The organism is Oribacterium sinus (genome assembly GCF_014202695.1).
Taxonomy (GTDB): Bacteria; Bacillota; Clostridia; order Lachnospirales; family Lachnospiraceae; genus Oribacterium; species Oribacterium sinus.
This window is the reverse complement of the sequence record NZ_JACHHH010000001.1, coordinates 357,187-379,786: the sequence shown is the minus strand read 5'-3', so window position 1 is coordinate 379,786 and position 22,600 is coordinate 357,187. Positions and strand designations below refer to the sequence as shown.

The 22,600-nt window shown below is 44.3% G+C and carries 22 protein-coding genes; all 22 read right to left on the bottom strand.

The genetic code is table 11. The features are described 5' to 3' along the window. Positions 1 to 177: 177 nt before the first annotated feature. The 22 genes from HNQ46_RS01595 to HNQ46_RS01490 all read right to left on the bottom strand — a co-directional run bounded on the left by HNQ46_RS01595 (position 178) and on the right by HNQ46_RS01490 (position 22,510). A complete protein-coding gene (locus HNQ46_RS01595) occupies positions 178 to 1,230 on the bottom strand; it encodes an aminoglycoside phosphotransferase family protein (RefSeq protein WP_183682085.1) in 1,053 nt (350 codons plus the stop codon). Next, positions 1,193 to 2,764 (bottom strand): TIGR04283 family arsenosugar biosynthesis glycosyltransferase, encoded by a 1,572-nt coding sequence (locus HNQ46_RS01590; protein WP_183682081.1) that lies wholly within the window; start codon positions 2,762 to 2,764, stop codon positions 1,193 to 1,195. The genes HNQ46_RS01595 and HNQ46_RS01590 overlap by 38 nt, the downstream gene beginning before the upstream one ends. Before the next feature lie 11 nt (positions 2,765 to 2,775). After that, entirely contained in the window at positions 2,776 to 3,765 is a 990-nt protein-coding gene (locus HNQ46_RS01585) for a (Fe-S)-binding protein (protein ID WP_183682077.1), read from the bottom strand. A 99-nt stretch (positions 3,766 to 3,864) separates the two neighbouring features. Next, positions 3,865 to 4,545, bottom strand: coding sequence for a TVP38/TMEM64 family protein (locus HNQ46_RS01580; RefSeq protein WP_183682075.1), 681 nt, complete (start codon positions 4,543 to 4,545; stop codon positions 3,865 to 3,867). Next, positions 4,527 to 5,009, bottom strand: a complete 483-nt coding sequence (locus HNQ46_RS01575) for a hypothetical protein (protein ID WP_183682072.1) — start codon at positions 5,007 to 5,009, stop codon at positions 4,527 to 4,529. Before HNQ46_RS01575 ends, HNQ46_RS01580 begins: the two co-directional genes overlap by 19 nt. Then, positions 5,009 to 6,133: a sulfurtransferase gene (locus HNQ46_RS01570; RefSeq protein WP_183682069.1), complete on the bottom strand. Its 1,125-nt coding sequence runs from the start codon at positions 6,131 to 6,133 to the stop codon at positions 5,009 to 5,011. Before HNQ46_RS01570 ends, HNQ46_RS01575 begins: the two co-directional genes overlap by 1 nt. 270 nt (positions 6,134 to 6,403) lie before the next feature. Further along, positions 6,404 to 6,757 (bottom strand): 50S ribosomal protein L20, encoded by a 354-nt coding sequence (rplT, locus tag HNQ46_RS01565; protein WP_007155946.1) that lies wholly within the window; start codon positions 6,755 to 6,757, stop codon positions 6,404 to 6,406. Between the two features lie 28 nt (positions 6,758 to 6,785). Further along, positions 6,786 to 6,989, bottom strand: coding sequence for a 50S ribosomal protein L35 (gene rpmI / locus HNQ46_RS01560; RefSeq protein WP_007155945.1), 204 nt, complete (start codon positions 6,987 to 6,989; stop codon positions 6,786 to 6,788). 17 nt (positions 6,990 to 7,006) lie between these two features. Continuing rightward, entirely contained in the window at positions 7,007 to 7,528 is a 522-nt protein-coding gene (infC, locus tag HNQ46_RS01555; RefSeq protein ID WP_183682066.1) for a translation initiation factor IF-3, read from the bottom strand. Positions 7,529 to 7,726: 198 nt separating this feature from the next. Beyond that, a complete protein-coding gene (gene yihA, locus HNQ46_RS01550) occupies positions 7,727 to 8,326 on the bottom strand; it encodes a ribosome biogenesis GTP-binding protein YihA/YsxC (RefSeq protein ID WP_183682063.1) in 600 nt (199 codons plus the stop codon). Between the two features lies 1 nt (position 8,327). After that, on the bottom strand, positions 8,328 to 9,644 hold the full coding sequence (gene clpX, locus HNQ46_RS01545; RefSeq protein ID WP_183682061.1) for an ATP-dependent Clp protease ATP-binding subunit ClpX: 1,317 nt from the start codon (positions 9,642 to 9,644) through the stop codon (positions 8,328 to 8,330). Positions 9,645 to 9,668: 24 nt separating this feature from the next. Then, positions 9,669 to 10,295 (bottom strand): ATP-dependent Clp endopeptidase proteolytic subunit ClpP, encoded by a 627-nt coding sequence (gene clpP / locus HNQ46_RS01540; protein WP_183682058.1) that lies wholly within the window; start codon positions 10,293 to 10,295, stop codon positions 9,669 to 9,671. A gap of 141 nt (positions 10,296 to 10,436) precedes the next feature. Beyond that, positions 10,437 to 11,771, bottom strand: a complete 1,335-nt coding sequence (tig, locus tag HNQ46_RS01535) for a trigger factor (protein ID WP_183682055.1) — start codon at positions 11,769 to 11,771, stop codon at positions 10,437 to 10,439. Positions 11,772 to 11,888: 117 nt separating this feature from the next. After that, complete coding sequence (locus HNQ46_RS01530; protein ID WP_183682052.1) at positions 11,889 to 12,470, bottom strand: CYTH domain-containing protein; 582 nt, start codon at positions 12,468 to 12,470, stop codon at positions 11,889 to 11,891. Between the two features lie 108 nt (positions 12,471 to 12,578). After that, the gene (gene rpsA, locus HNQ46_RS01525; RefSeq protein ID WP_007155937.1) at positions 12,579 to 13,682 is read right to left on the bottom strand and encodes a 30S ribosomal protein S1; all 1,104 of its coding nucleotides are present in this window, start codon (positions 13,680 to 13,682) and stop codon (positions 12,579 to 12,581) included. Next, positions 13,663 to 14,535, bottom strand: a complete 873-nt coding sequence (gene ispH, locus HNQ46_RS01520) for a 4-hydroxy-3-methylbut-2-enyl diphosphate reductase (protein ID WP_183682048.1) — start codon at positions 14,533 to 14,535, stop codon at positions 13,663 to 13,665. Before ispH ends, rpsA begins: the two co-directional genes overlap by 20 nt. A gap of 1 nt (position 14,536) precedes the next feature. Next, entirely contained in the window at positions 14,537 to 15,205 is a 669-nt protein-coding gene (gene cmk / locus HNQ46_RS01515) for a (d)CMP kinase (protein ID WP_183682044.1), read from the bottom strand. A 135-nt stretch (positions 15,206 to 15,340) separates the two neighbouring features. Beyond that, a complete protein-coding gene (locus HNQ46_RS01510; RefSeq protein ID WP_183682042.1) occupies positions 15,341 to 16,609 on the bottom strand; it encodes a BaiN/RdsA family NAD(P)/FAD-dependent oxidoreductase in 1,269 nt (422 codons plus the stop codon). Between the two features lie 106 nt (positions 16,610 to 16,715). Continuing rightward, complete coding sequence (locus tag HNQ46_RS01505) at positions 16,716 to 18,032, bottom strand: aspartate kinase (protein ID WP_183682039.1); 1,317 nt, start codon at positions 18,030 to 18,032, stop codon at positions 16,716 to 16,718. A gap of 240 nt (positions 18,033 to 18,272) precedes the next feature. Further along, a complete protein-coding gene (locus HNQ46_RS01500; RefSeq protein ID WP_183682036.1) occupies positions 18,273 to 19,634 on the bottom strand; it encodes an ABC transporter permease in 1,362 nt (453 codons plus the stop codon). Next, positions 19,635 to 21,737, bottom strand: a complete 2,103-nt coding sequence (locus tag HNQ46_RS01495) for a COG1361 S-layer family protein (RefSeq protein ID WP_183682032.1) — start codon at positions 21,735 to 21,737, stop codon at positions 19,635 to 19,637. Beyond that, a complete protein-coding gene (locus HNQ46_RS01490) occupies positions 21,734 to 22,510 on the bottom strand; it encodes an ABC transporter ATP-binding protein (protein WP_183682029.1) in 777 nt (258 codons plus the stop codon). The genes HNQ46_RS01495 and HNQ46_RS01490 overlap by 4 nt, the downstream gene beginning before the upstream one ends. Positions 22,511 to 22,600: the final 90 nt, after the last annotated feature.

The window sequence follows — 22,600 nt, the reverse complement described above, 5'->3', positions numbered from 1 at the left end:
TTTCTTAGCCATTTTATCATAGATATACAAAATTTTATATTGTAATTTCTGATAGCATAGTCTTAGTTATTTTATAACTCTATATCGTAAAGCCCAAAATGAATTGTAAAACCGGATTGTTTTCTTCTTCCATTTTCGTAGTGTCAGGTCAGTCTATGAAATCGGAATATCCGCTATCTAAAACAGCTTCTTACAGCATTCCTCCACCTTTGTCAGGAAGGGATCCTGCAAATAGGCCTTGATTTTTTGGAAGGTATCTTCATTTTGCAAATCTCTTCCCTTCTTGTATTCCGTATAGGCCATGGCACACCAGGAAAGCCCCCGGATGCAGTTATACAAGATAAAAAGAGCTGTTTGCTCCTGTAGGGCAGGAAGCTCTATGTCTCTGCATTTTTTATAATGCTCTAAGAAATCTTTTATTTCCTTTTCCGAAAGGATGTAATCCGTCTTCCAAAACGTAGTGGTAGGGCTGAGAAAATGTCCCAAATCCTGAGCAAAGTGGCCGTAAAGCGGCTTTTCCCAGTCTACCAAGTAGTTCTTCTTTCCTTCCCCGTTCATCAGGAAATTTCCGGAGTTTAATTCCGTATTGATAATGCAAAACTCCTCCTGTCTTAAAAGCTTTTCTCCCCGCTCCTTTTCCTCCACCCCCTTCTTCCAAAGGGCATGAAGGCGGGAATAGACGGAATCCTCTATAAAGGGACTTAACTCATATACCCTTTGCAGTCTTGCAGACTCGGAAAGCATTTCCACTAAGGGATCCTTGGCAAAATACAGCCGGTCTTCCCCTCTGTCCTCTTCCCTGTTGTAAGGAAGTCCGTGAATATCCGTAAGGATTTCCGCCCCCAGCTTTAAGTCCTTGGCATAGTCAAGGGCAATGCCTTCCAAAAATTCCATCACAAGAATTCCCGGCTCCCCTGACTTTTCCGAACAGTAATAAAGCTTAGGCGTTCTTCCACTAGCTTCCAAAAGCTTTAGGGCATGGGCTTCGTAGGAAATCTGCCTTTCCAGCTGCATTTGAGAGCCATGGTTTATCCGAAGCACATATTTTTTCCCGGAATCCGGATGGATAAATACATAATTTTCGTTATACTCTCCCCTGGCCAGAAAATGATACTCTTCCCGTACTTCTGTTCCTAAAGCCAAAGCCTCCCGATAAGCCGGTTCTGCAATACGCTTTAAAATCTCCGGAGCCTTAGCGAATGTCTCTATATTCCTTTGCCAACTGTTCAATATCTTCTCCTTTACGATACCTTGCCCGAAGCCGGTTCATTTTCCACATCAAAGATAGTTTTTTTAGGAAATTCCCCTGAAAGCGTCTGTCGCTGGTAATGATGCGCTTCTTGGCCAAATAAGGAAGGATTCCCCGCTTCTTTAGATTCAGGGAAAACTGATAATCCTCCATTAAAGGAAGGACCGGGAATTTTCCCATGGCGAAAAAACAATCCCTATCCACAAAGATGCCCTGATCCCCAAACATTACCCTTCTATCCAGCACTCTATGGTTACTGATAAAGCTGCAAATACGCATTAAAGGAGAGGGATTTTTAAAACGAATCCCTAGACAACCGGCTAGGGAATGCTTGATTCCCTCCCGGATTTCTCTCACGAAGTCCTTGGGAAGGATGGAATCACAATGTAAAAAGAAAAGAATATCTCCGGAGCTCTCTTCCGCACCAAGATTCATCTGTAAAGCTCTTCCCTTCTTACTGGGAATCACCCTATACTCTCCGGAAAAATGATTTTCTCCTCCGTCTACAAAGAGGATTTCCAAGTCTTTTTTATAGGGTCGAAGCTGCCGTTCCATTCTTCTAAGCAGCTTTCCTTCCTTGTAGCAGGGGATAATGAGGGAGATTTTCGCATTTTCCGTAAGAGCCTCTCCGAAGGAGGATTGGCGAAGCCCCTTATCATAGGGAAGCATGCTTCTATAGGCATTCAGGTCTGCTCCATCATCCACATCCCTCTTTTTTTCCAAAAGGCTAAGGGGAATGGAAGACTTCTCCAGGATTTTCCTGGTATAGGAAAAGGGGCTTTCCTTTTGGACAGATCTTATAGTTCTGCCCCCCGGCATAGACCGGCCATTCCGAAGGGAGGCAGCTGCCAGTATAATTCTATTTTCCTTTATCGCTTCATAAGAGAAACACTTATGAAGCAGCTCCGGCTCTATTCTTCTTTGTAAGCCAATCCCGTAATAGCCATCATCAAGACTAGCTCCTAAGACCTGTCTTCCCTTCCTTCCTAAAGCAAAAACGCGTTGAAAATGTTCCGCTTCCATAAAGGGGATATCCGCCCCCACCAAATAGGAAAAGGAACTGCCCTTAGAAAAGCTATAGCGAAAGGCATTTTCCATCTTCTCGAAAATGTCCTTCCCCTCCTGTCTTTGAAAGGAAGCCTTGGTAAATAGGGATTTTAAGCAGTCTAAAGCTATTTCCCACTGTTCCTTAGCAATGCCCTTAGGCAGATCATAAAACACCAGCAGGGAAACAGCTTTTCCCTTTCTTTCCAGCTTCTTCCATATTGCGGAAAAGTCCTTAAGAATAGCCCAATGAACTTGCAGGGCTCCTTCCTCTCCGATATGAGGAACCAGCCTGGTTTTGGTTTTTCCTAAGATAGGAAGTCTGGTAAAGAGAAGCAGACTTTGTTGATCTTTGTCGTTTTGTCTTTCGATTTTGCTTTCTCTTACCTTTTCAGTATGTCTTAACTTTTCACTTTGCCTCGTAAGCTTACAGCACTTTTTTCGATGAAACAGACCATGGGCAGCTTCCATTTCCCCTCCTCTTAATAAAACTTATGCTTAAAGCGATTCCAGAAGGAATGGCTGTAGTCCGCCTTTTCTCCTGTCTCCAGGATTAAGGGCAGGAAGTGCTCCGCTTCGGAATTTCCTTCCTTCGTAAACTGTCCTATACAGGTGGAGCAATAGCTGATTAAAGGCTTCTCCCCTCCCTGGGTGCTTTTTGCCATTTCCTTGGAAAGCTCAGCCTCCTGTACAAAGGCACATCCTCCCATACCGCAGCATTGCAGATTCTTCTTTTCAGAAATTTCTCCGCTGATAAAGTGAGACAGACCCTCCATCCAAACTTTATCCTCCCGATCCGGACAGGGATAAAAGCAGCTATATTCTCCCTCCACCTTCTTGCCAACACCCAGTTCCTTTAGCTTATCATAAACTGTAGTAATCTTTACATTCAGCTGCTTACCGAAATGATAGTAACAGTTTGGGCAGGCCAGCACAATCTCCTCAATACCGAAATCCTGAAAGCGTTGATTCAGTCTACGGAAAATGGCATTAGCTTCCGCTTCCAATCCCAGCTCCAGTACAGGCTTTCCGCAGCAATCATAGAAAGGGGGAATCCCTGCCTTTGCAAAGATAGATAATAGTTTCTCCAAGGTCTTTGGATAATAGGCCGGAAAATTACAGCCCGGAAAAAATACGGTCTTTGCACCTTTCGCTTTTCTATGGTTCTTAAAGAGGTAATTTTTCTTCTCCAGCAAAATCCCGCTGTAGCCCCTTTGCTTTAATCCATATTTCCCTTCCTTCACCTGCTCTTTTCGGAAGTCCAGAATAATTTCCCTTCCGTCAATCCCCTTAGGGCAGACTCTGGTACATTCGCCGCAAAGATAGCAATGGTAAGCCAGTTCCTTTAGCTTCTCCGTATCTCCGATGCAAATATCATACTTGGTTAAAAACTTACATTTTCTCTTGCAGGCATTACAGTGAATGCACTCCTCCACCCGCTTATGAATTTCCCGTTTTTTCTTTTCCGCCATAAACTCCCCTGAAATATACTCTAGTTAAATTGTGCTCAAACTTAGTTTCTCACTCATTGCCAAAGCTTCGGAGAATGCTTGGGAAAGTCCTGAAATTTCCTAAGCCTTCTCTTCTTTCCCCATAGCCTTCTCTCTTTTTTTGAAAAAATACAGCATTCCCATCAAAAGACAAAACAAAACTCCTGCAGTCAAGAAATAAATCCATGGATTTTTCTTTTCCTGCAAGCCGGCGAAGGCAATGGTATACATGGCTGTTCCCGGAATCATGAAAAGGAAGCTGCAAACAAAGTACAAGGAAAAAGAAATGTCCGTAATCCCATAGGCATAGTTTTGTAAATTAAAAGGAAAGACCGGAATGGTTCTTGTGATAAACAAAAGTACAAGAAGATTCTTTTTTCCCTCTCCCATGAAATACCTGGCAATGTATGGATTTTGCATAAGCTTCGGCTTGATGCTGTCCTGCAAGAAATACCTCCCCATAAGAAAAGAGATTCCTGCGGAAATACTGGCTGCCAGAGTGCAAAGAACAGTTCCCCAAAAAGCATGAAAAACCATGCCTGCCAGAAGGGCATAGCTGATACCCGGAAGAGCCAAAAAGGCTCCCGCCAAGGCACAGAGCAAAACATAGACCAATGCCGCCAGGAGAAAATTCTCTTCCACCAGACTTTGTAAATACCGAAGCAATTCTCCCTGAAAAATATCCTTTACCGGTACCTTCCAAAGAAGGACGAGCACTAAGATCAAGAAAATCAAAAAGCCCACTAATTTTTTCTTAGCCATACCGTCCTCCACAGATATGTTCCATAGCATAAAACTATCATAGTATTTTGTATAAGTAGAAGTAAAATACTTAGCTCATATTCCCTCATTTTCAGGGTCATGGCGATAAAGAAATAAGCATAGGAAAAGAGGAAGGAGCAAATGCTGTAAAGTATTAAGAGCTTGTATGAAAGCTTAGGTAAAAGCTCGGAAAAACCATTCTTTTTTTCCTTCCCTCTGAAGGCTTTCTTTGTGAAAGTAAGAAATAAAAGGCTTAGAACAATCATTCCCGACAGCACCTTCCATTGGTGCAAGAAAAGGGGACCGATTTGAGGTCCCCTCCATTTGCTTCGTAAATATACCATGTGTCTTGCCATGCCCATCTTCTTTTCCGTGAAATAATGGATAATATACAGTCCCACAAGGGCTAAGAGACTGATAAGGCCGGATAAAACCGTAATTCCCTGAAGCAATATTCTTTTCATTATTTCTTTGCCTTATCTGTGCTTAAGTCTTTTACCAAAACTTCCTTATAGTCGCTGCTTCCCGGCTCGCCCAGCTGAACCTTGTTCTCGCCATCCATCTGCCATACATACCAACCGCCGTCATAGAGGTAAGCGTTCTTATAACCATTTTCATGAGCAATCAGGAAGGGCACGGAAGCTCTCCAACCGGTTCCGCAGTAGAATGCCACATCATTTTTCTCTAAGGAAACACCGCTTTCTCCTAAATAAGACTCCAGCTTATCTAAGGAAACGATGCTGCCATCCGGATTGTTGTAGGAACCGTCATCCGTATCATGTCCCCAAACTGCGCCTAAGGGCTCTCCTGCACGGTCAATATAGGAGTAGCCGGAGGTCTTTCCTAAGAACTCATCCTTGGAACGAATACTTACCAGCTTGAACTTCGGATCATCCTTTTGCTTTTCCTTCACTTCATCGATGCTTAAAATATATTCCGGATGTGCAGGAATCTTTACGCCGAAATCCTTATCGGTAGCTACAGGCTGGTTAACCTTCGTTTCCGTCTCATATCCCGCCTTGATCCAGGCATCAATTCCGCCGCTTAAGTTCTTTACATCCTCTACACCGGCCCAAAGAAGAACTGTAGCCAGGCGATCATCCGCCGCATTTTCAGGGCTGTTTCCATAGCATACCACCTTGGTATCCTTCGTAATGCCATAGGACTTTAAAAGCTTTCCGATTTCTTCCGGAGTCCGGAAATTCCAGGTCTCATCCTCCTCAATATCATCCGTATTAACATGAAAGGCTCCGGGAATATGTGCCTTGTTATAGGCTTCATCCTGCTCTACCTTACCCCAGGCAGCTTCCAAAACCACTACATCCTTTCCGGAATCCATTAATTCTTTCACATACTCAGGACCAACATAAACGGTTTCGGTCTTTACTTCCGCTAAATCCTTCGCCTCTTCCTTCTTCTCTTCCGCCTTCTCGGAAGCTGCTTCAGAAGCTTTTTCGCTCTGCTTCTCGCTTTCCTTTACGCTCTCCTGCGCTGCGCTTGTCTTCGTGTCTGCAGCTTTGTTTCCGCAAGCTGCCAATACGGACAGCATGGAACCGCAAAGTACCAGTCTCATAAGATTCTTTTTCATTTGTTCTACTCCTTCAAGTCAACATGATAGCGACTATTGGAGTATAGCATTTCTATAAATAAGTACAAGGAAATTGGCATTTTAATATCATATAAATAAAAGTCATTTATAAGCTTTTCTGATAATTTATTGGCTTGCCGGAGAGTACCTGCTTTCATCAACAAAGATCTCACCAATGGTTTAATGATACAAAAAAATACCGCTCCGACTCAGCTTACTCCCCATGTCGAAACGGTATCTATTTTTCTATCGCTAATTCGATATTTTTTCTTAAGCTAACTTAGCCTTAGCTGCATCGCAAAGAGCCTTGAATCCATCCGGATCTGCAATAGCTACTTCGGATAACATCTTTCTGTTCATATCGATGCCTGCGGACTTTAATCCGAACATCAATTTGGAGTAAGAAAGACCGTTTAATCTTGCAGCTGCATTGATTCTGGCAATCCAGAGCTGTCTGAACTGTCTCTTTCTCTCCTTACGTCCCTTATAGGACTCGGTAAGAGCACGCATAACGCTCTGCTTAGCCACTCTGTACTGCTTGGATCTGGCGCCTCTATATCCCTTAGCTAACTTTAAAACTCTATTGTGTTTCTTCTTTGCGTTCACTCCGCCTTTAATTCTCATCTTATCCTCCTATCATTCCCTTAGCCTATTACAGATAAGGAAGAATCTTCTTCATTACCTTCTCGTTAGTGTGGTCAACCACAGTATCTTTTCTCAAAGTTCTCTTTCTCTTTGTGGTCTTCTTGGTAAGGATGTGAGATTTGTTTGCCTTGTTTCTAACTAACTTTCCTGTACCGGTGAGCTTGAAACGCTTTGCTGCTGCTCTCTTCGTTTTTAGCTTTAACTTTGCCATATTTGCCTCCTGTGAATTTACTTTTTCGGGCTTAAAACCACTGCCATATTTCTACCTTCAACCTTTGCCGCCTTATCCAGTACGGCAATGTCGGAAAGCTTCTCTCCGAACTCATCCAGAATATACTTGGACTGATTCATACGAGACATTTCTCTTCCTCTGAAACGTAAGGCAATCTTCACCTTGTTTCCCTTCTCCAAGAACTTTCTCGCTGCGGAAAGCTTCGTATTCAAATCATTGGTATCAATGTTTGGCGTCATACGAATTTCTTTCAGTTCTGTTGTGTGCTGGTTCTTTCTGGCTTCCTTTTCTTTACGCAACAGTTCATAACGATATTTTCCGTAATCCGCAATACGAACTACAGGTGGCTGAGCCGTTGCTGCAATCTTAATCAGATCCAACTCCGCTTCTCTCGCCTTTTGTTGAGCTTCCTGAATGGACATAACCCCCAGCTGCTCTCCTTCTGCTCCGATGACTCTTACTTCTTTGTCCCGAATCTGCTCGTTAATTTCCAGTTCCGCATTTTTTTTAATGGCCATAAGCTCCTCTCTGCACAAACCCAATGTATCCCTTACTTTTCCGGAGATACTCGTGAAAAATAAAAATATGGTGGATTGTAAGCCAATCCACCATTGAAAATACACAAAGGTAATAATCAATATTAACCCGGGTCAGTGAACTGCCAAGGTGAGGTGGATACCTACTTTCCTGTCATAAGACTAAAGAATCTTAACACTCTAGTCTTCCTTTGTCAACAAAATCTTCTCAATTAAATCCAAACATTCTTCTCTTCCTGCCTTGGAAGTGGCAGAGAAGGGAATCATAACACATTCCGGACTGGCAGACAGGGCTTTTCGAATATCCTTTACTGCCTGCTGTTGCTGAGAACGCTTTAACTTATCCATCTTTGTGATAATCACAATGGGTTCATAGCCTGTTGCGGAACAAATCCATTGGAACATCTGTAAATCCTTCTCACCGGGAATTCTTCTACAGTCCAGGAGAAGCACCACCTCTTCGATATCCTCCCCCTGCTCCAGATAGCGACGAATCATACGATCCCATTTTTCCTGCTCTACAGGGCCTGTGGCCGCATAGCCGTAACCCGGAAGATCCACCAGATAGAAGCTGTCATTTACAGAATAGAAGTTAATGGTTCTGGTCTTTCCCGGTGTGGAGGAGGTTCTGGCAAAGGACTTCCTTTGCAATAAGGTATTGATAAAGGAGGACTTTCCCACATTGGAACGGCCTGCTAAGACAAATTCCGGCTTTCCTGTCCTTGGTAAAGTAGACTTTACTCCGCAAACATAGGGAAGATCTACAGAACGAATGACCATATTATCCTCTTTTCTTAAGCTGTTTTCTCTCTTTTACATTGTCTTCTTTGTTCTGCTGAAATTCCAGCCAGCGCTCCTGTCTCTTTTCAGGATTTCTTTCCACTCTGGGCTTTGCCTGATTCTCTACCACATCCTTGGTAATCTCTACCTCGGCAATATCTTCATCGGAAGGAATCTCATACATGATTTCTGTCATCATCCCTTCCATAATAGAACGAAGTCCTCTAGCTCCGGTCTTTCTCTGTACTGCCTTCTCCGCAATGGCGGTTACCGCATCATCGCTGAAGGACAGACCGACGCCATCCATCTCAAAAAGCTTCTGGTACTGCTTCACAAGAGCGTTCTTCGGAGTAGTCAGAATACGTTTTAAGCTGTCCACATCATGACTGCTTAGCTCCACATCCACCGGTACTCTACCGATAAACTCGGGAATCAATCCGAACTTTGTTAAGTCCTCAGGCTGTACCTGCTTCAAAACATCATCATAGTTATCCTTATTCTTCTCTACGATTTCTGCACCAAAGCCAATGGAGCCGGAAGCAATTCTCTTCTCAATAATGTGCTCCAAGCCATCAAAGGCTCCGCCGCAGATAAAGAGAATATTGGTGGTGTCAATCTGAATCAGCTCCTGTTGAGGATGCTTTCTTCCTCCCTGAGGAGGAACGGAAGCAACGGTTCCTTCTAAAATCTTTAAAAGTGCCTGCTGTACACCCTCTCCGGAAACGTCTCTGGTGATGGAAACATTTTCCGACTTCTTGGTAATCTTATCAATCTCATCAATATAAATGATACCGATCTCCGCCTTGGAAATGTCATAATCCGCTGCCTGAATCAGCTTTAAAAGAATGTTCTCCACATCCTCTCCCACATAGCCGGCTTCGGTGAGGGCCGTGGCATCCGCAATGGCAAAGGGCACGCCCAAAATCTTAGCCAGTGTCTGGGCCAGGTAGGTCTTTCCGGTTCCGGTAGGTCCGATCATCAAAATGTTGGACTTCTGCACATCAATGTCTCTTACCTTGGAAGTAATTCTCTTGTAATGATTATATACCGCAACGGAAAGCACCTTCTTCGCTTCGTCCTGTCCGATGACATATTCATCCAGGAAATCTTTAATTTCCTTCGGCTTCAATAAATGGATATCGGAAACTTCGCTTCCTGCATTCTCTCCGCCCATTTCTTCATCGAAAATCTCCTGACAAAGCTCCACACACTCATCACAGATGTAGGTGTTGTTCAGGCCGGCAATCATTTTCCGAACCTGCTTTGCTGATTTTCCGCAAAAGGAACATCTTACTTTATCATCCGGTTTCATAGGCATATTTCTTCCTGCTTTCCTTATTTTTTATTTCTTTTCTAAATCTGTTCTTTTCTGGAAAATGTGGTCAACCAGACCGTAGTCCAGAGCCTGCTCAGCAGACATCCAGTAATCTCTCTCCGTATCTGCCATCACCTTTTCAAAGGGCTGATTACAGTTTTCCGACAAAATCTTGGCTAAGTTCTTCTTGGTACGGAGAATCCATTCTGCCGTAATCTGAATCTCTGTAGCCTGTCCCTGGGCACCGCCTGAAGGCTGGTGAATCATAACCTCCGCATTGGGAAGAATCATTCTCTTTCCCTTGGCTCCCCCTGCCAGTAAGAAGGCTCCCATGGATGCCGCCATACCTACGCAAATGGTGGAAACGTCGCACTTAATGTACTGCATGGTATCATAAATTCCCATTCCTGCGGTTACTGAGCCTCCCGGAGAATTGATATAAAGGGAAATGTCTTTGTCCGGATCCTCGGATTCCAGAAAAAGCAACTGGGCAATAACCAGAGATGCGGTATCGCTGTTTACCTCGTCTCCCAGGAAAACGATTCTTTCGTTTAAGAGTCTGGAAAAAATATCATAGGAACGCTCTCCCCTGCTGGTAGACTGGATAACATAGGGAATGGTTGTTATATTTTGTGGATAGGAAAAATTCTTCATGGTATACCTCCTCTATTATGGGTTCTTCTATAGAATACCATAGGGCAATCCTTTCCCCTATAAACCCATAGTTTAAGAAAGAAAAGGACCGGGAAGCCGAAACAGCCTTCTCAGTCCTCAGTATTCTTTATTTCGGAAGACTTACTTCTCAGCAGCTTCTTCCTTCTCTTCCTTCTTGCTCTTCTTCTCAGGCTTTACAAGCTTAGCTTCGCTTACCAGCTTATCAATGGTAGCCTGAATATCCAGCTCTCTCTTAATGGAAAGCTTCTGAGAATCGCTGATGGTCTTTGCCAGATCTTCCTTCTTCATGCGATACTGCTCTGCAATTCTCTCCAGTTCCTTCTCGATAGCTTCTTCAGTAACCTCAATGCCTTCCTTCTTCTGGATAGCATCCAAAACCAAAGAGGTCTTGATGTTCTGAACTGCGGTCTCTCTCATCTGGCTCTTTAATCCCTCTTCTGTAAGACCGGTAATCTGCATATACTGATCCATGGGGATGCCCTGTGCTTCCATACGTCTAGCGTAATCATAGAACATCTGATCCAGCTGCATCTCCACCATCGGCTCAGGAAGCTCTACGGAAGCATTTTCCACAACCTTTGCCACTACGTTGTTCTCTACCTGAGAAGTAGCTCTCTTCTCCTTCTCTTCCTTAATCTGCTTCTTTAAGTCTTCCTTATACTCTTTAAGAGTCTCAAACTCGGAAACTTCGGAGGCAAACTCGTCATCAGCCTTAGGAACCTGCTTCTCCTTAACAGCCTTAACATTTACCTTGAATAAAGCTTCTTTTCCTGCTAAATCCTTAGCGCCGTAGTTCTCCGGGAAGGTAACATGAACATCTACCTCTTCTCCGGCCTTTGCTCCGATCAGCTGATCCTCAAATCCGGGAATAAATGTTCCGGAACCGATGGTAAGAGGATAATCCTCTCCTCTTCCGCCGGGGAATTCCTTACCGTCTACAGAACCTACGAAGTCGATGGTAGCGATGTCGTTCTTCTTAATAGCACGATCCACATCCACCATTCTGGAATTCTTCTCCAGTTCCTTATTCAAACGCTCGGTTACTTCCTTCGCGCTTACAGATACATCAGCCTTCTCTGCGGTAACACCGAAGTACTCTCCAAGAGTAACCTCAGGACGTACAGCAACGGTAGCGGTGAAGATGAAGTCCTTTCCCTCTCCAATCTGCTCAACGCCGATTTCAGGACGGGAAACGATGTCTAAGCCGGATTCCTTGGCAGCTGCAGGATAATGGGTATCCAAAATGTTGTTAATCGCTGCATCGTAGAAAACCTGTGGGCCATAATGCTGCTCAATCATCTTCTTTGTAGCTTTTCCTTTACGGAAGCCGGGAATGTTGTAACGTGTCTTAGTCTTCTGGTAAGCCTGTTCTACAGCCTGAGCAAAGTCCTCTGCGGATACATCTACTGTAATCTTTGCCATATTCTTTTCTAGATTTTCTACCTTTACGCTCATTGCGCATACCTCCAAAACTTTTCTCTTATAATTTAAAAACCGCCTTTGCTGGGCTTTCGAGGGTAAAGTATAGCATTGAACGGACATTTCTGCAATAAAAAGAAGAAAAAGCCTGCTTTAATCCTTTAATTTAAGATTGGAAAGCTCCTTTGCAAAACTGAGTTCTGCATTGGAATAGCCTATTTCCCCGGTAAGTTCCTCGGAAAACCAGTCTAAGGGCTGAAAAGAAAGAGCCTCCTCTTCGGAAGAAAACTCCACTTCCGCATAACAAAGTCCCTCCAGCTCTCCCTGAAATATATCCAATTCTACGGTATAAGCTCCATGGGGTATGGCATACCTGAACTTTCGTATCACCCTTCCCTCTGTCTTTCCAATCAAGGTCTCATAGGCTTCCTCTGTTAAGGGCAGGTTATACTCCTCTCTGGAAAGTCTACCCTTTCCCTTGTAGCAAAAAATATACTCTTCCTGCGTCCTTTCTTCGGAAAGGCCGACTTGCTCATTCTTATCAGAAATGCTACTTCCCTCTTTTTCGCCGGAAATACTGCCCTCCTCTTCTCCACCGAAAATACTGCTTTCCTTCCGAATACGAAGGGTGGGATTTTGGCATAGATAGGCTTGTTCCAGAAGCTTAGAAGGATACCGATGATAATCCTCCGGAAGCCTTCTAACCCTCCATTTTCTCTCGATTTCTTGTCCCATTTCACTCCTCACAATCAGTGCTATGATTCTCAGATATCAGTCCCAATTCCATCTAAAGTCCGTTAAATACGCACAAAAAAACCGGGCACATGGCCCGGCTTTAAAATCTTATTCCTCAGATGCTGCCTCTACGTCTACATCAGCTACATCTCCTTCCTCTTCAGGAAGAAGTGCCTTGATGGAAAGAGAAATCTTGTGGTTGTCTACATCTAAATCAACCACTCTTGCTTCGATTTCCTGTCCGGGCTCAAGAACATCGGATGGCTTGTTCACATGATCCTTAGAAATCTGAGAAACATGTAATAAAGCATCAATTCCCTTGTCCAACTCGATAAATGCACCGAAGTCAGTCATTCTTGCAACTCTACCGGTAACGATTTCGCCTACGGCATACTTGCTCTCTGCATCCTTCCATGGGTTCTCGTTCGGGAACTTTCTGGTTAATGCAATTCTCTCTCCGCTAATTTCCTTAACCAGAACTTCTACTTCCTGTCCCGGCTTAAAGAGCTTCTTCGGATTCTCGATTCTTCCCCAGCTCATCTCGGAGATGTGAAGAAGTCCGTCTGCACCGCCAAGGTCGATGAATGCACCGAAGTCAGTAAGATTCTTAACCACACCGGTACGGATATCGCCTTCCTTTAACTCAGAGAAGAGCTTGTCATGCTGCTCTTTCTTCATAGCAGACATAATCTGCTTTCTGTCTCCAATAATTCTTCTCTTGGCCGGATTGAACTCGGTAATAACAAACTGAATGTCCTGTCCCTGATACTTGTTTAAATCTCTCTCAAAGCTATCGGATACTAAGGAAGCGGGAACGAAAATTCTTGCTCCGTCCACTTCTACATTCAATCCGCCCTTAACAACCTGTACTACCTTACCGGTAAGAATAGCATTCTCTTCAAATGCCTTTCTTAACTCCTCGGAAGCCTTAGACTGAAGAGCATCTCTGTGGGAAAGAACGACCTGACCTTCACCGTCATTGACCTTCTTAACCTTACACTCAATCTCGTCTCCTACAGATACTACTGTAGTTAAGTCTAATTGGTTGTCTGCACTGTAATCACTTCTGGTCATAATTCCATCGGACTTGTATCCGATGTTCAGTGCGATTTCATCCGGCTTCACACTGATAACAGTTCCTGTAACGATTTCCCCCGCATGAACCGACTTTAATGATTCCTCAAGCATTTGTTCAAAACTCATTTCTGACATAAGTTAGAACCTCCTCTATTATTTCTTTTGGGGTGCTTGCCCCTGCTGTGATACCTACGTTGCGAATCGCTTCATCCGAGTTGAATTTAAGATCTTTCACCGTTTGTATCAGCTGGGTATTAGGGCATATCGCCCGGCATATCTCAAATAACTTCTTTGTGTTAGATGAACTGCTTCCACCAATCACCACCATGGCGTCGGATCGTCCAGCTAATTCCTTTGCTTCTGACTGCCTTTCGAAAGTTGCGTTGCAAATCGTATTGATAACAGAAACATGATACCCCTTTTTTTTAAAAAGCGCAAGAACTAGTTTGAATTTATCAATATGAAAAGTAGTTTGAGCCACTACAAAGATTTCCTGCCCCTCTCCATCCGGCAGTGCCTCCACCTCTTCTATGCCCTTTAGAGCCTTCACGTCTCCCTTTCCCCAGCCCAGGATTCCCTGCACTTCGGGATGCTCCGGGTCACCCATTACAATGACTCTTTCGCCCTTTTCACTGTGCTCCCGCACAAGACGCTGAATCTTTCGTACATAGGGACAGGAGCTGTCCACAATTTCGATATCTTTTCCCTGAAGCAGTTTGTAAATCTCTTCCCCTACCCCATGGGCGCGAATCACTAAAATTCCTTTTTCCAAACGGGACAGCTCTTCCTTTGTCTTTAAAAGCATAACCCCTCTGTCCTCCAGGGCTTTTACCACCTGCTCGTTATGCACTATGGCTCCATAGGTATAAATCGGTCGTCTCTCCGACTCATCCTTCTTCTCTTCCTCGGAAAGAACGCGATAGACTGCATCCACCGCCCGTTCCACCCCAAAGCAAAAGCCTGCACTTTTCGCCAGGACTGCCTCCATTTTATTCCTCACTTCCCACACAATAGCTTAACATCTTATCCACTACTTCATTGATGGAAAGATTGCTGCTATCGATTTCAATGGCATCCTCCGCCTTTTTCAAGGGGGCAATGGCCCTGGTGCTGTCTCTGTGATCTCTTTCCTTTACTTCCATAAGCACCTGTTCAAGGCTGATTTTTTCTCCCTTTTCCAAAAGCTCCTTCCAACGTCTTTCTGCCCGAATTTCGGGAGAAGCGGTTAAATAGAACTTTTTATTTGCCTTCGGTAAAACCACCGTACCGATATCTCTTCCATCCATTACACAGGAATGCTCTTTGGCTACATTTCTCTGTAAATCCAGCAGTTTTTCCCGAACACAGCCGTATTGAGAAATCATGGAGGCTCCCTGTCCCAGCTCCGGAGTACGAATGTAGTCCGTACAATCCTCTTTGTTACAAAAAACCTTTTGCTTTTCCCCTTCGTATGCCAAGTCCACCTGTAGGGCGGGAAGAGCTTCTTCTATGCTTTTTTCCGCTGTAAAGGGAATTCCCTTTTCCGCTATTCCATAAGCAAGGCCACGATACAGTGCCCCGGTATCTACATAATAAAAGCCCAGGCTTTTCGATAATAATTTTGCAATGGTGGATTTACCCGCCCCTGCCGGTCCGTCTATGGCTATTGTGTATGGCATGTGTTCTTCCTTTCTTTTTTTCTGAAAAGCTTTGTCTTACAGACGCTTATCAAAGGTCTCTTCTCTACAGCTTCATCTTACTGCTCAACTTATAGCTCTACTTATAGCTTTTCTTATTATTTTTTTATTGCATTTTTATTGCTCTTCTTTTAGGGATCTTCCTGCGGATTGTCCTGCTAAAACACCGGTGGAGATGGCGATTTGCATATTAAATCCTCCGGTATAGGCATCCAGATCCACTACCTCCCCCGCAAAGTAAAGTCCCGGAACCTTCTTGGCCTCAAGACTTTTCTTGGAAAGCTCCGTGGTTTCCACGCCCCCCTTGGTGACTATGGCTTCCGGAAAGCCTCCCAGCCCCTGCACTGTAAAGGGGAAGCTGTGAAAGAGATTTAAAATCTTCCTTCGTTCCTCTTTCTTCAGCTCCGAGCTTTTTTTCTCTAAAGACACGCCCTGCTTTTCCAAGCGTTTCAGGAAAATGGGATAAAGCTGAGCAGGAAGATAGGATTTTAAAAGCTGATAGAGCTTTTCCTTTCCCTTGCTTTCACAGTCTCTTAGGAAAAAGCTGTCAAACTGCTCCTGTCCCATTTCCGCCTTAAGGTCAATAGCGATTTGATAGCTTCCCATAGGAGCTTCGGAAATCTCCGGACTTAGGGCTGCACTGGCGGATAAAACCACCGGTCCTAATAGGCTGTTCTTTTGAAAATATAATTCCCCGGTCTTTTCGTAGAGGCATTTCCCCTTTTCATTTAAGATTTTCAGACCGATATGCTTTAGCTTCAGACCGGAAAGCGGGTACACATCCTCCTCCAAAACCTCCATTTTCACCAAAGAGGGGTAGGTTTTCGTCACCTCTATGGAAAAGGCCTTGGCAAAGTCGTAGCCGTCTCCCGTGGAGCCCGTAGAGGGATAGCTTAGTCCTCCGGTGGCGATAATAACTTTCTTGGCTTCCACCTCCGGAAAATTTCCCTTAATCAGAAAGACATCTCCCTTTTTTAGGATGGAGTCCACCTTTTTGTTCAGGCAGACCTTTACCCCTTCCTTCTGTAGAGCCTTCTTCATGCCGTCCGTTAAGGAAAAGGCCTTATTGCTCTCCGGGAAAATGCGGCCTCCCCGCTCTTCCTTCAGCGCACAGCCATTTTTCTCCATAAAGGCAATGGCATCCTGATTGTTAAAGTTCCGAAAGGCCCCCATAAAAAACCGGGGATTTCGAAGAATTTTCTCCATAAAAATGCTTTCCTCACAGGAATTGGTCCAGTTTCCCCTTCCTTTTCCTGTGATAAAGAGCTTCTTCCCCAGCTTTTCATTTTTTTCAAAAAGAACGACCTCTCGATTTCCGGCCTCTTTTTTCGCATAGATGGCCGCCATCATCCCCGCCGGTCCTCCGCCTATGACAAGAATGTCCATAGCCCTCACTTTCTCTTTCCGGATTTAGGAAAGGAAGGCATTTTCCTCCCTTTCCTGTCTAAACCGGTCTTCCTGTTCCTAGAATGCTTTCCGGCCAAAAAGTCTCTTATACCGATAAAACAAACATATTGTAAATCGCCTTAATCGCCGCATTGAAATCTTCGTTTTTCACACCGATAATGATGTTGTACTCGGAAGATCCCTGGTCAATCATCTTGATATTGATGTACTCATGAGCAAGAGCAGAGAAAATACGACCTGCCACACCTCTAGAGGACTTCATGCCTCTTCCTACAACGGCAATCAAAGATAAATCCGCTTCCAATTCAATCAGATCCGGATTCACTGCTCTTTGAATCCCCTGTAACACCTTCTGTTCATGGGATTCCAGCTCCTCCTGATGAATGAACAATGTTAAGGTATCGATACCGGATGGGGTATGCTCTACGGAAATACCGTTCTCCTCGATTACGGAAAGCACCTTACGGATAAATCCGATTTCCGCATTCATCATGGCTTTTTCAATGTTGATGGAGCAGAAATTCTTCTTTCCGGCAATTCCGGTAATAATAAATCTTGGCTTTTTCAGGGTATTGGCCACAATCATGGTGCCGTGATCCTGGGTTGCATTGGTATTTTTAATCTGAATAGGAATACCTTCTTTTCGTACCGGAAAAATAGCATCCTCGTGGAGAACGCCGGCGCCCATATAGCTAAGCTCTCGTAATTCTCTGTAGGTGATGTAGTCGATAACTTCCGGATTTTTCACAATGCGAGGATCCGCCACCAGAAAGCCGGATACATCGGTCCAGTTTTCATAAAGATCTGCATGAACCGCTGCAGCAATCAATGAACCGGTAACATCTGAGCCCCCTCTGGAGAAGGTAATGGTTGCTCCCTTCCCATTGGCTCCGTAGAAGCCGGGGATTACCGCATAATCCAAGTCCTTTAAAACCTCTCTGGACATCATCTCCGTTTTTTCAAAATCGCAGCTTCCGTCCTCTAAAAAGAAAATCATATCCTTGGCATCCACAAAGGGAAAGCCCAAGAAATCCGCCATACACTTGGCATTTAAGTATTCTCCCCGGGATGCGGCATAGTCTCTGCTCTCTCCTGCCAGAAGCTTCTCGTAAATCTCCTGAAAGTCAGCCTCTAAAGAAAGAGACAAGTCCAAATCGGAAATAATATCCCGGAAACGATTTTTTATCTTCTCTAAAATCTCCTCTGCACCGGACTTGTTCTGTACCGCATCATATAAAGACAGTAGCAAATCTGTCACCTTAGTATCCTGATCATTTCGTTTTCCCGGTGCGGAAACCACAATATAGTGTCTTTCCCGATCCTCCATAACGATTTCTTTTACCTTACGAAACTGTTCTCCGCTGGCGCAGGAGCTTCCTCCAAACTTTGCAATTTTCAGCATCCCTTTTTCCTTCTCTCTTTTATACTTACCTTCGTTTCAAAAAATTTATATTTCCACTTTGCTTCTCTCTCCAAGCTTATAAGGACATATCCCGGTTTTTTCCGGAATAGCCAAGCTAAGAATAGAAAAAGAATGGGGAAATTGTATCATTTCCCCATTCATAAAACAAGGTATAGAAGTCTTAGTTTTCACTCTCCTGCCTTCTTTAAGACAGTTCTATAGGATATTTAAGCTAGATGCTTACTCATTTCGGATTGCCGCAAGAGGACTTAGCTTCATGGCTCTTACAGAGGGGAAATAACCGGATAACATACCCACCAGCATGGCAAAGCCGATAGCAAAGAGAGCAAGCCAAGCCGGAATCAGGGAAAGCTGTCCTTCTCCGCCATTGGTAAAGTCGCTCAGCACATCGCTTCCTCCTCCGCCGGTTAAGCTGTTAATAATTGCGGAAATTCCGTAGCTTAAGGCAATGCCGATTAAGCCTCCGAAAAATCCGATAAGAGCGGATTCTGTCAGGAACATATTTCGAATATCTCCCATATCACAGCCCAAAACCTTCATTACACCGATTTCCTTGGTTCTTTCGAAAATGGACATCATCATGGTGTTCATGATTCCGATGGCTGCAACCAGTAAGGAAACTGCACCGATTCCTCCCAAAACCATTTGCACCATGTTGATGGAGTCCTGGCTTTGCTTTAACCATTCCAGGTTAGAGTATGCGGAGTACCCCATATCCGTAATCGTCTTCTGAACCTCGGATACATTTTTCATATCATCTACGAAAACATAGGCTTCATCGTAGACATAGTAACGAAGAGGCTTTCCGTTCTTTCCCGTCTTGGGATCCGGAACCAGGTCCTTCTTATAAATCTTCTTTAAGAAAGCTTTCAGGGTGTCAATATCCGCATAGGCATACATGGATTCCTCACTGTAATCCTCTGCTGTACCTTCCATGATACCGGCTGTCTTAAGAATGTATTTTTTCTGAGGCTTATTGTTTGCTGTCTCCGGCTGGTCTTTGCTGACTCCGTTAGGATTGGATACCTGCTTTTCCGGGAAAATGTAGAAAATAGTATCCTTCATAGGATTGGCCACATAGCTGTCCTGCCAGTTCTTCACCTTATGAAAGGAGCTTCCTACCGTATTGCCGTAAACCAATGTCAGTTCAGAATCTCCGGCAGGAGGTGTAGTTCCCTCCTTTAATTTCATCTGGGAAAAATACGCCTGAGAAACACCCCGAATACTGTAATTGGCCTCATAGGCTCCGAATTTTGCGGTAATCGGCACCTCCAGGGAAGGGGAAACACCGGTTACATGGGGGATAGTCTCCAATTGCTTCAGGCTGTCATCCGTCAGCTGTACCGCCGCTTTTTTACCGGTATTATCCGCCATTCCTCCGTAATTACTAATGTTGATTTTTGTTAGTGACCCGGAGTTTTTAAAGGACTGCAAAAGAGATTCACTCATCCCCAGTCCCAGACTCACCATGACTACAATGGAGGAAGTACCGATGACTACACCCAAAACCGTAAGTACCGTTCGGAACTTTCTTCGTTTTAAGTTGTTAATGGCCAAGAGAAATAAATCTACTACCTTCATTTAGCTCTTCTTTCTTTTCTTACGGATGAAATAGGCGGCTCCTCCCATAACAGCAACTACTGCTCCTCCTATGCCAATACCCTTAATCGGTAGGGATGAAGTCGGTTTTGTTTCTGTAAGATCTCTGCTGGCTCCACCCGCATCATCCATGGATTCGGCCTCCGCAGCTTCCGTTACCGTTAAAGTAATTTCGGTTTTTTCCGTGGCCTTATTTCCGTTTACATCCTCATAAGAAATCTCTACAGGAATGGTAGTCTCCCCATCCGTTGCCTTAACAGCGGAAAGCATAACATCCACAGAGCCTGTTTCTCCCGGCTTAATGTTTCCTACATAAGCCGTGGTCTTTTTGATGTAGTCATTTTCAAAATTGGCGGTAACATTGTAGAGCATTACACGTCCGGTATTGTTGATACTGAACATGGCGTTGGCTTCATTGCCCACAGGCACACTGGAGGGATTCACATCAAAGTTGGAAAATCCCATTCTTGCCACCTGATTAACCGGAATATCAATATCCACCTTCTCCTCCGCATTCTTAAAGTCGGGAGAATCGTATTTTTCATTAATAGTCAAAATATAAGATTTGGGATCCACTCCCGCATTAGCTTTTACATTCAGTCTAAGCTCCGTGCTGGCTCCCGCCGCAAGGGAATTCACCACGTAGGAGTTGGAACCTTCGGAAATGGCAAACACGGTCTGTTCCTGAGCCTTTTCCGAGGTCAGGGTAAAGAGAATATTGCTTGCCGCAATGGAGCTGGATGCGTTTTTCATATTTAAAATCAAGGTGAACTCATCTCCGGCATAAACCTTTTCCGGCTCCGTTCTGTAGGAATCCACAATGATCCTGGCCTTACTACGGTCGTTGGCATTAAAGTCTCTCAGCTTTTCCTTCTCCACATCCACCATATTGGGGTTCTTTACATTAACAAAGAAGGAGTAGGTATCCGTAACAGACACCGTACTTCCCGGCGCCAGCTTATAGCTTACCGTATAGGACAGGGGATAAAATCCGGTGGCGGCGTTTTGCTTAATGGCCATGGAATAAGCGGGAGAAATCACCTCTCCCTTCTCCACCTTGGCATAGTCTCTGTCGTAGTTGGATTCGTTAATGGAGAAGGGGAAATCCTTCACCGCCTCCGCCTTTGCCGCAGCGGTAAGCTGTACGGCTTCCTTTTCTGCCAAAGACATATTCATCTTAATCTTTACATCATACAGGGTCTTTCCGCTTTGGTTTCGGAAATTCACGTTGTAATTCATCGCATTGGGATAGGTTCCCACAGGGGTACTTTGATTCTCTCCCACCACAAAGGCTTGAGCCACTGTCTTAGTTCCGGAATCCTTCACCTCTCCGCTTTCCGTGATGAAAACGTTAACAAACTCGGTTTTATTCTGGGTCTGGCTAGCTCCCGGAACATCATACCAAATGGTAAAGGGTACGCCGAAGTAACCGTCACTGGTATTTCCGCTGCTGTCCTTCATCTTCAATGCATCGGAACGGACATTCACCTTAAAGGATAACTCCTTATACTCTCCTTTCTTGAGGCTTCCCAATTTCTGCTCCTGGGTGAAAAGAGAAGCATTCACTTCGAAGGGGTAGACTCCTCCATCCACCGGATAAACATAGTTCAAACCGTTGTTATAGGCATTGTTTTTTCCGGCCTTGTAGCCCTCTTCCCAGGCATCCTTCTGTGCCTCGCCCTGCTCATCTTCATCGGAAGAATCCTTGTAGGGATTGTTCTTTTGTGTCTTTTGGGGACTGTTCTGGGTCGTCAGATAGCTTTGGTCGTTGGATAAACGCACTCTTACATTATTAATCACATCGGAATTGGGATTACTTAAACCGTTTAAGCCGTTGTAACCGATACGAACCTTCACTTCCATTTCCTGCCCCGGATAGCCTGTGGGCACATCCTGCACATCATGAATAAAGGTATTTAGATTAGTATTCACATAGCCGGCATAGCTTCTTTGACTAAAAAACGGAAGCATAAGGCTAAGACACAAAAAGAGTGAAAACAGGGTTTTCCCCATGTTTTTCTTTCTATCGATTGTCTTGGTGAACCCCTTAGACATCTTCTTACTGCTGTTTCTTATCTCTTTCATCTTGCTTCTCCTTCTTGCTGCTTCTCCACTACAGTATAGGGCGGAGCACCATTTTCCCGTAAAATCTCTTCTTCGATTTTGCTTTCTTTCCGAATAACGGTTTCTACAATCCTTCCGTCCACCACTCTTAACTGCCGGTCAGCCCAGGATGCAATATGGGGATCATGGGTAACCATAATCAGAGTTTTTCTTTGCTTTTCTACAATGTTTCGCATCAAGGCCAAAACCTCTTCGGTGGTATGGGAATCCAGGTTTCCGGTGGGCTCGTCCGCAAATATAATTTCCGGATCAATCACTAAGGCTCTGGCTATACCCACTCTTTGCTGCTGTCCTCCGGACATCTGGTTGGGAGAACGGTTGGCTTCCTTTCCGATGTTCATAAGCTCCAGATATTCCAAAGCCTTTTTGTTTCTTTCCTCTTTGGAAACCCCTCGAAACATCAGTGGCATAGCAACATTTTCCATAGCATTCAGAAAGGGAATCAGGTTGTAGCTTTGGAAAATGAAGCCTACATGCATCCTTCGAAAAGCCACCAGCTGTTTCTCATTCATTTTTTCAATGGACTCTCCGGTAATGGTGATGCTGCCCTTACTGGGCTTTTCCAGACCTGCCAGCATATTCAGGCAGGTTGACTTTCCGGAACCTGAGGTACCCACAATGGCAATGAATTCGCCCTGATAGATGTCAAAGTTCAATCCGTTTAAGGCATATACCTCCGTATCACCTATCTTGAATATTTTATATAAATCCCTCACGGAAATAATGGGTTCCATTTTTTTCCTTTCTATGCGAAAAGCCTACTTTCCCTAATACTAAGCTAGTATAGAGGATAGCCCCTTACTACGCAATGAGAATGTTTTCAC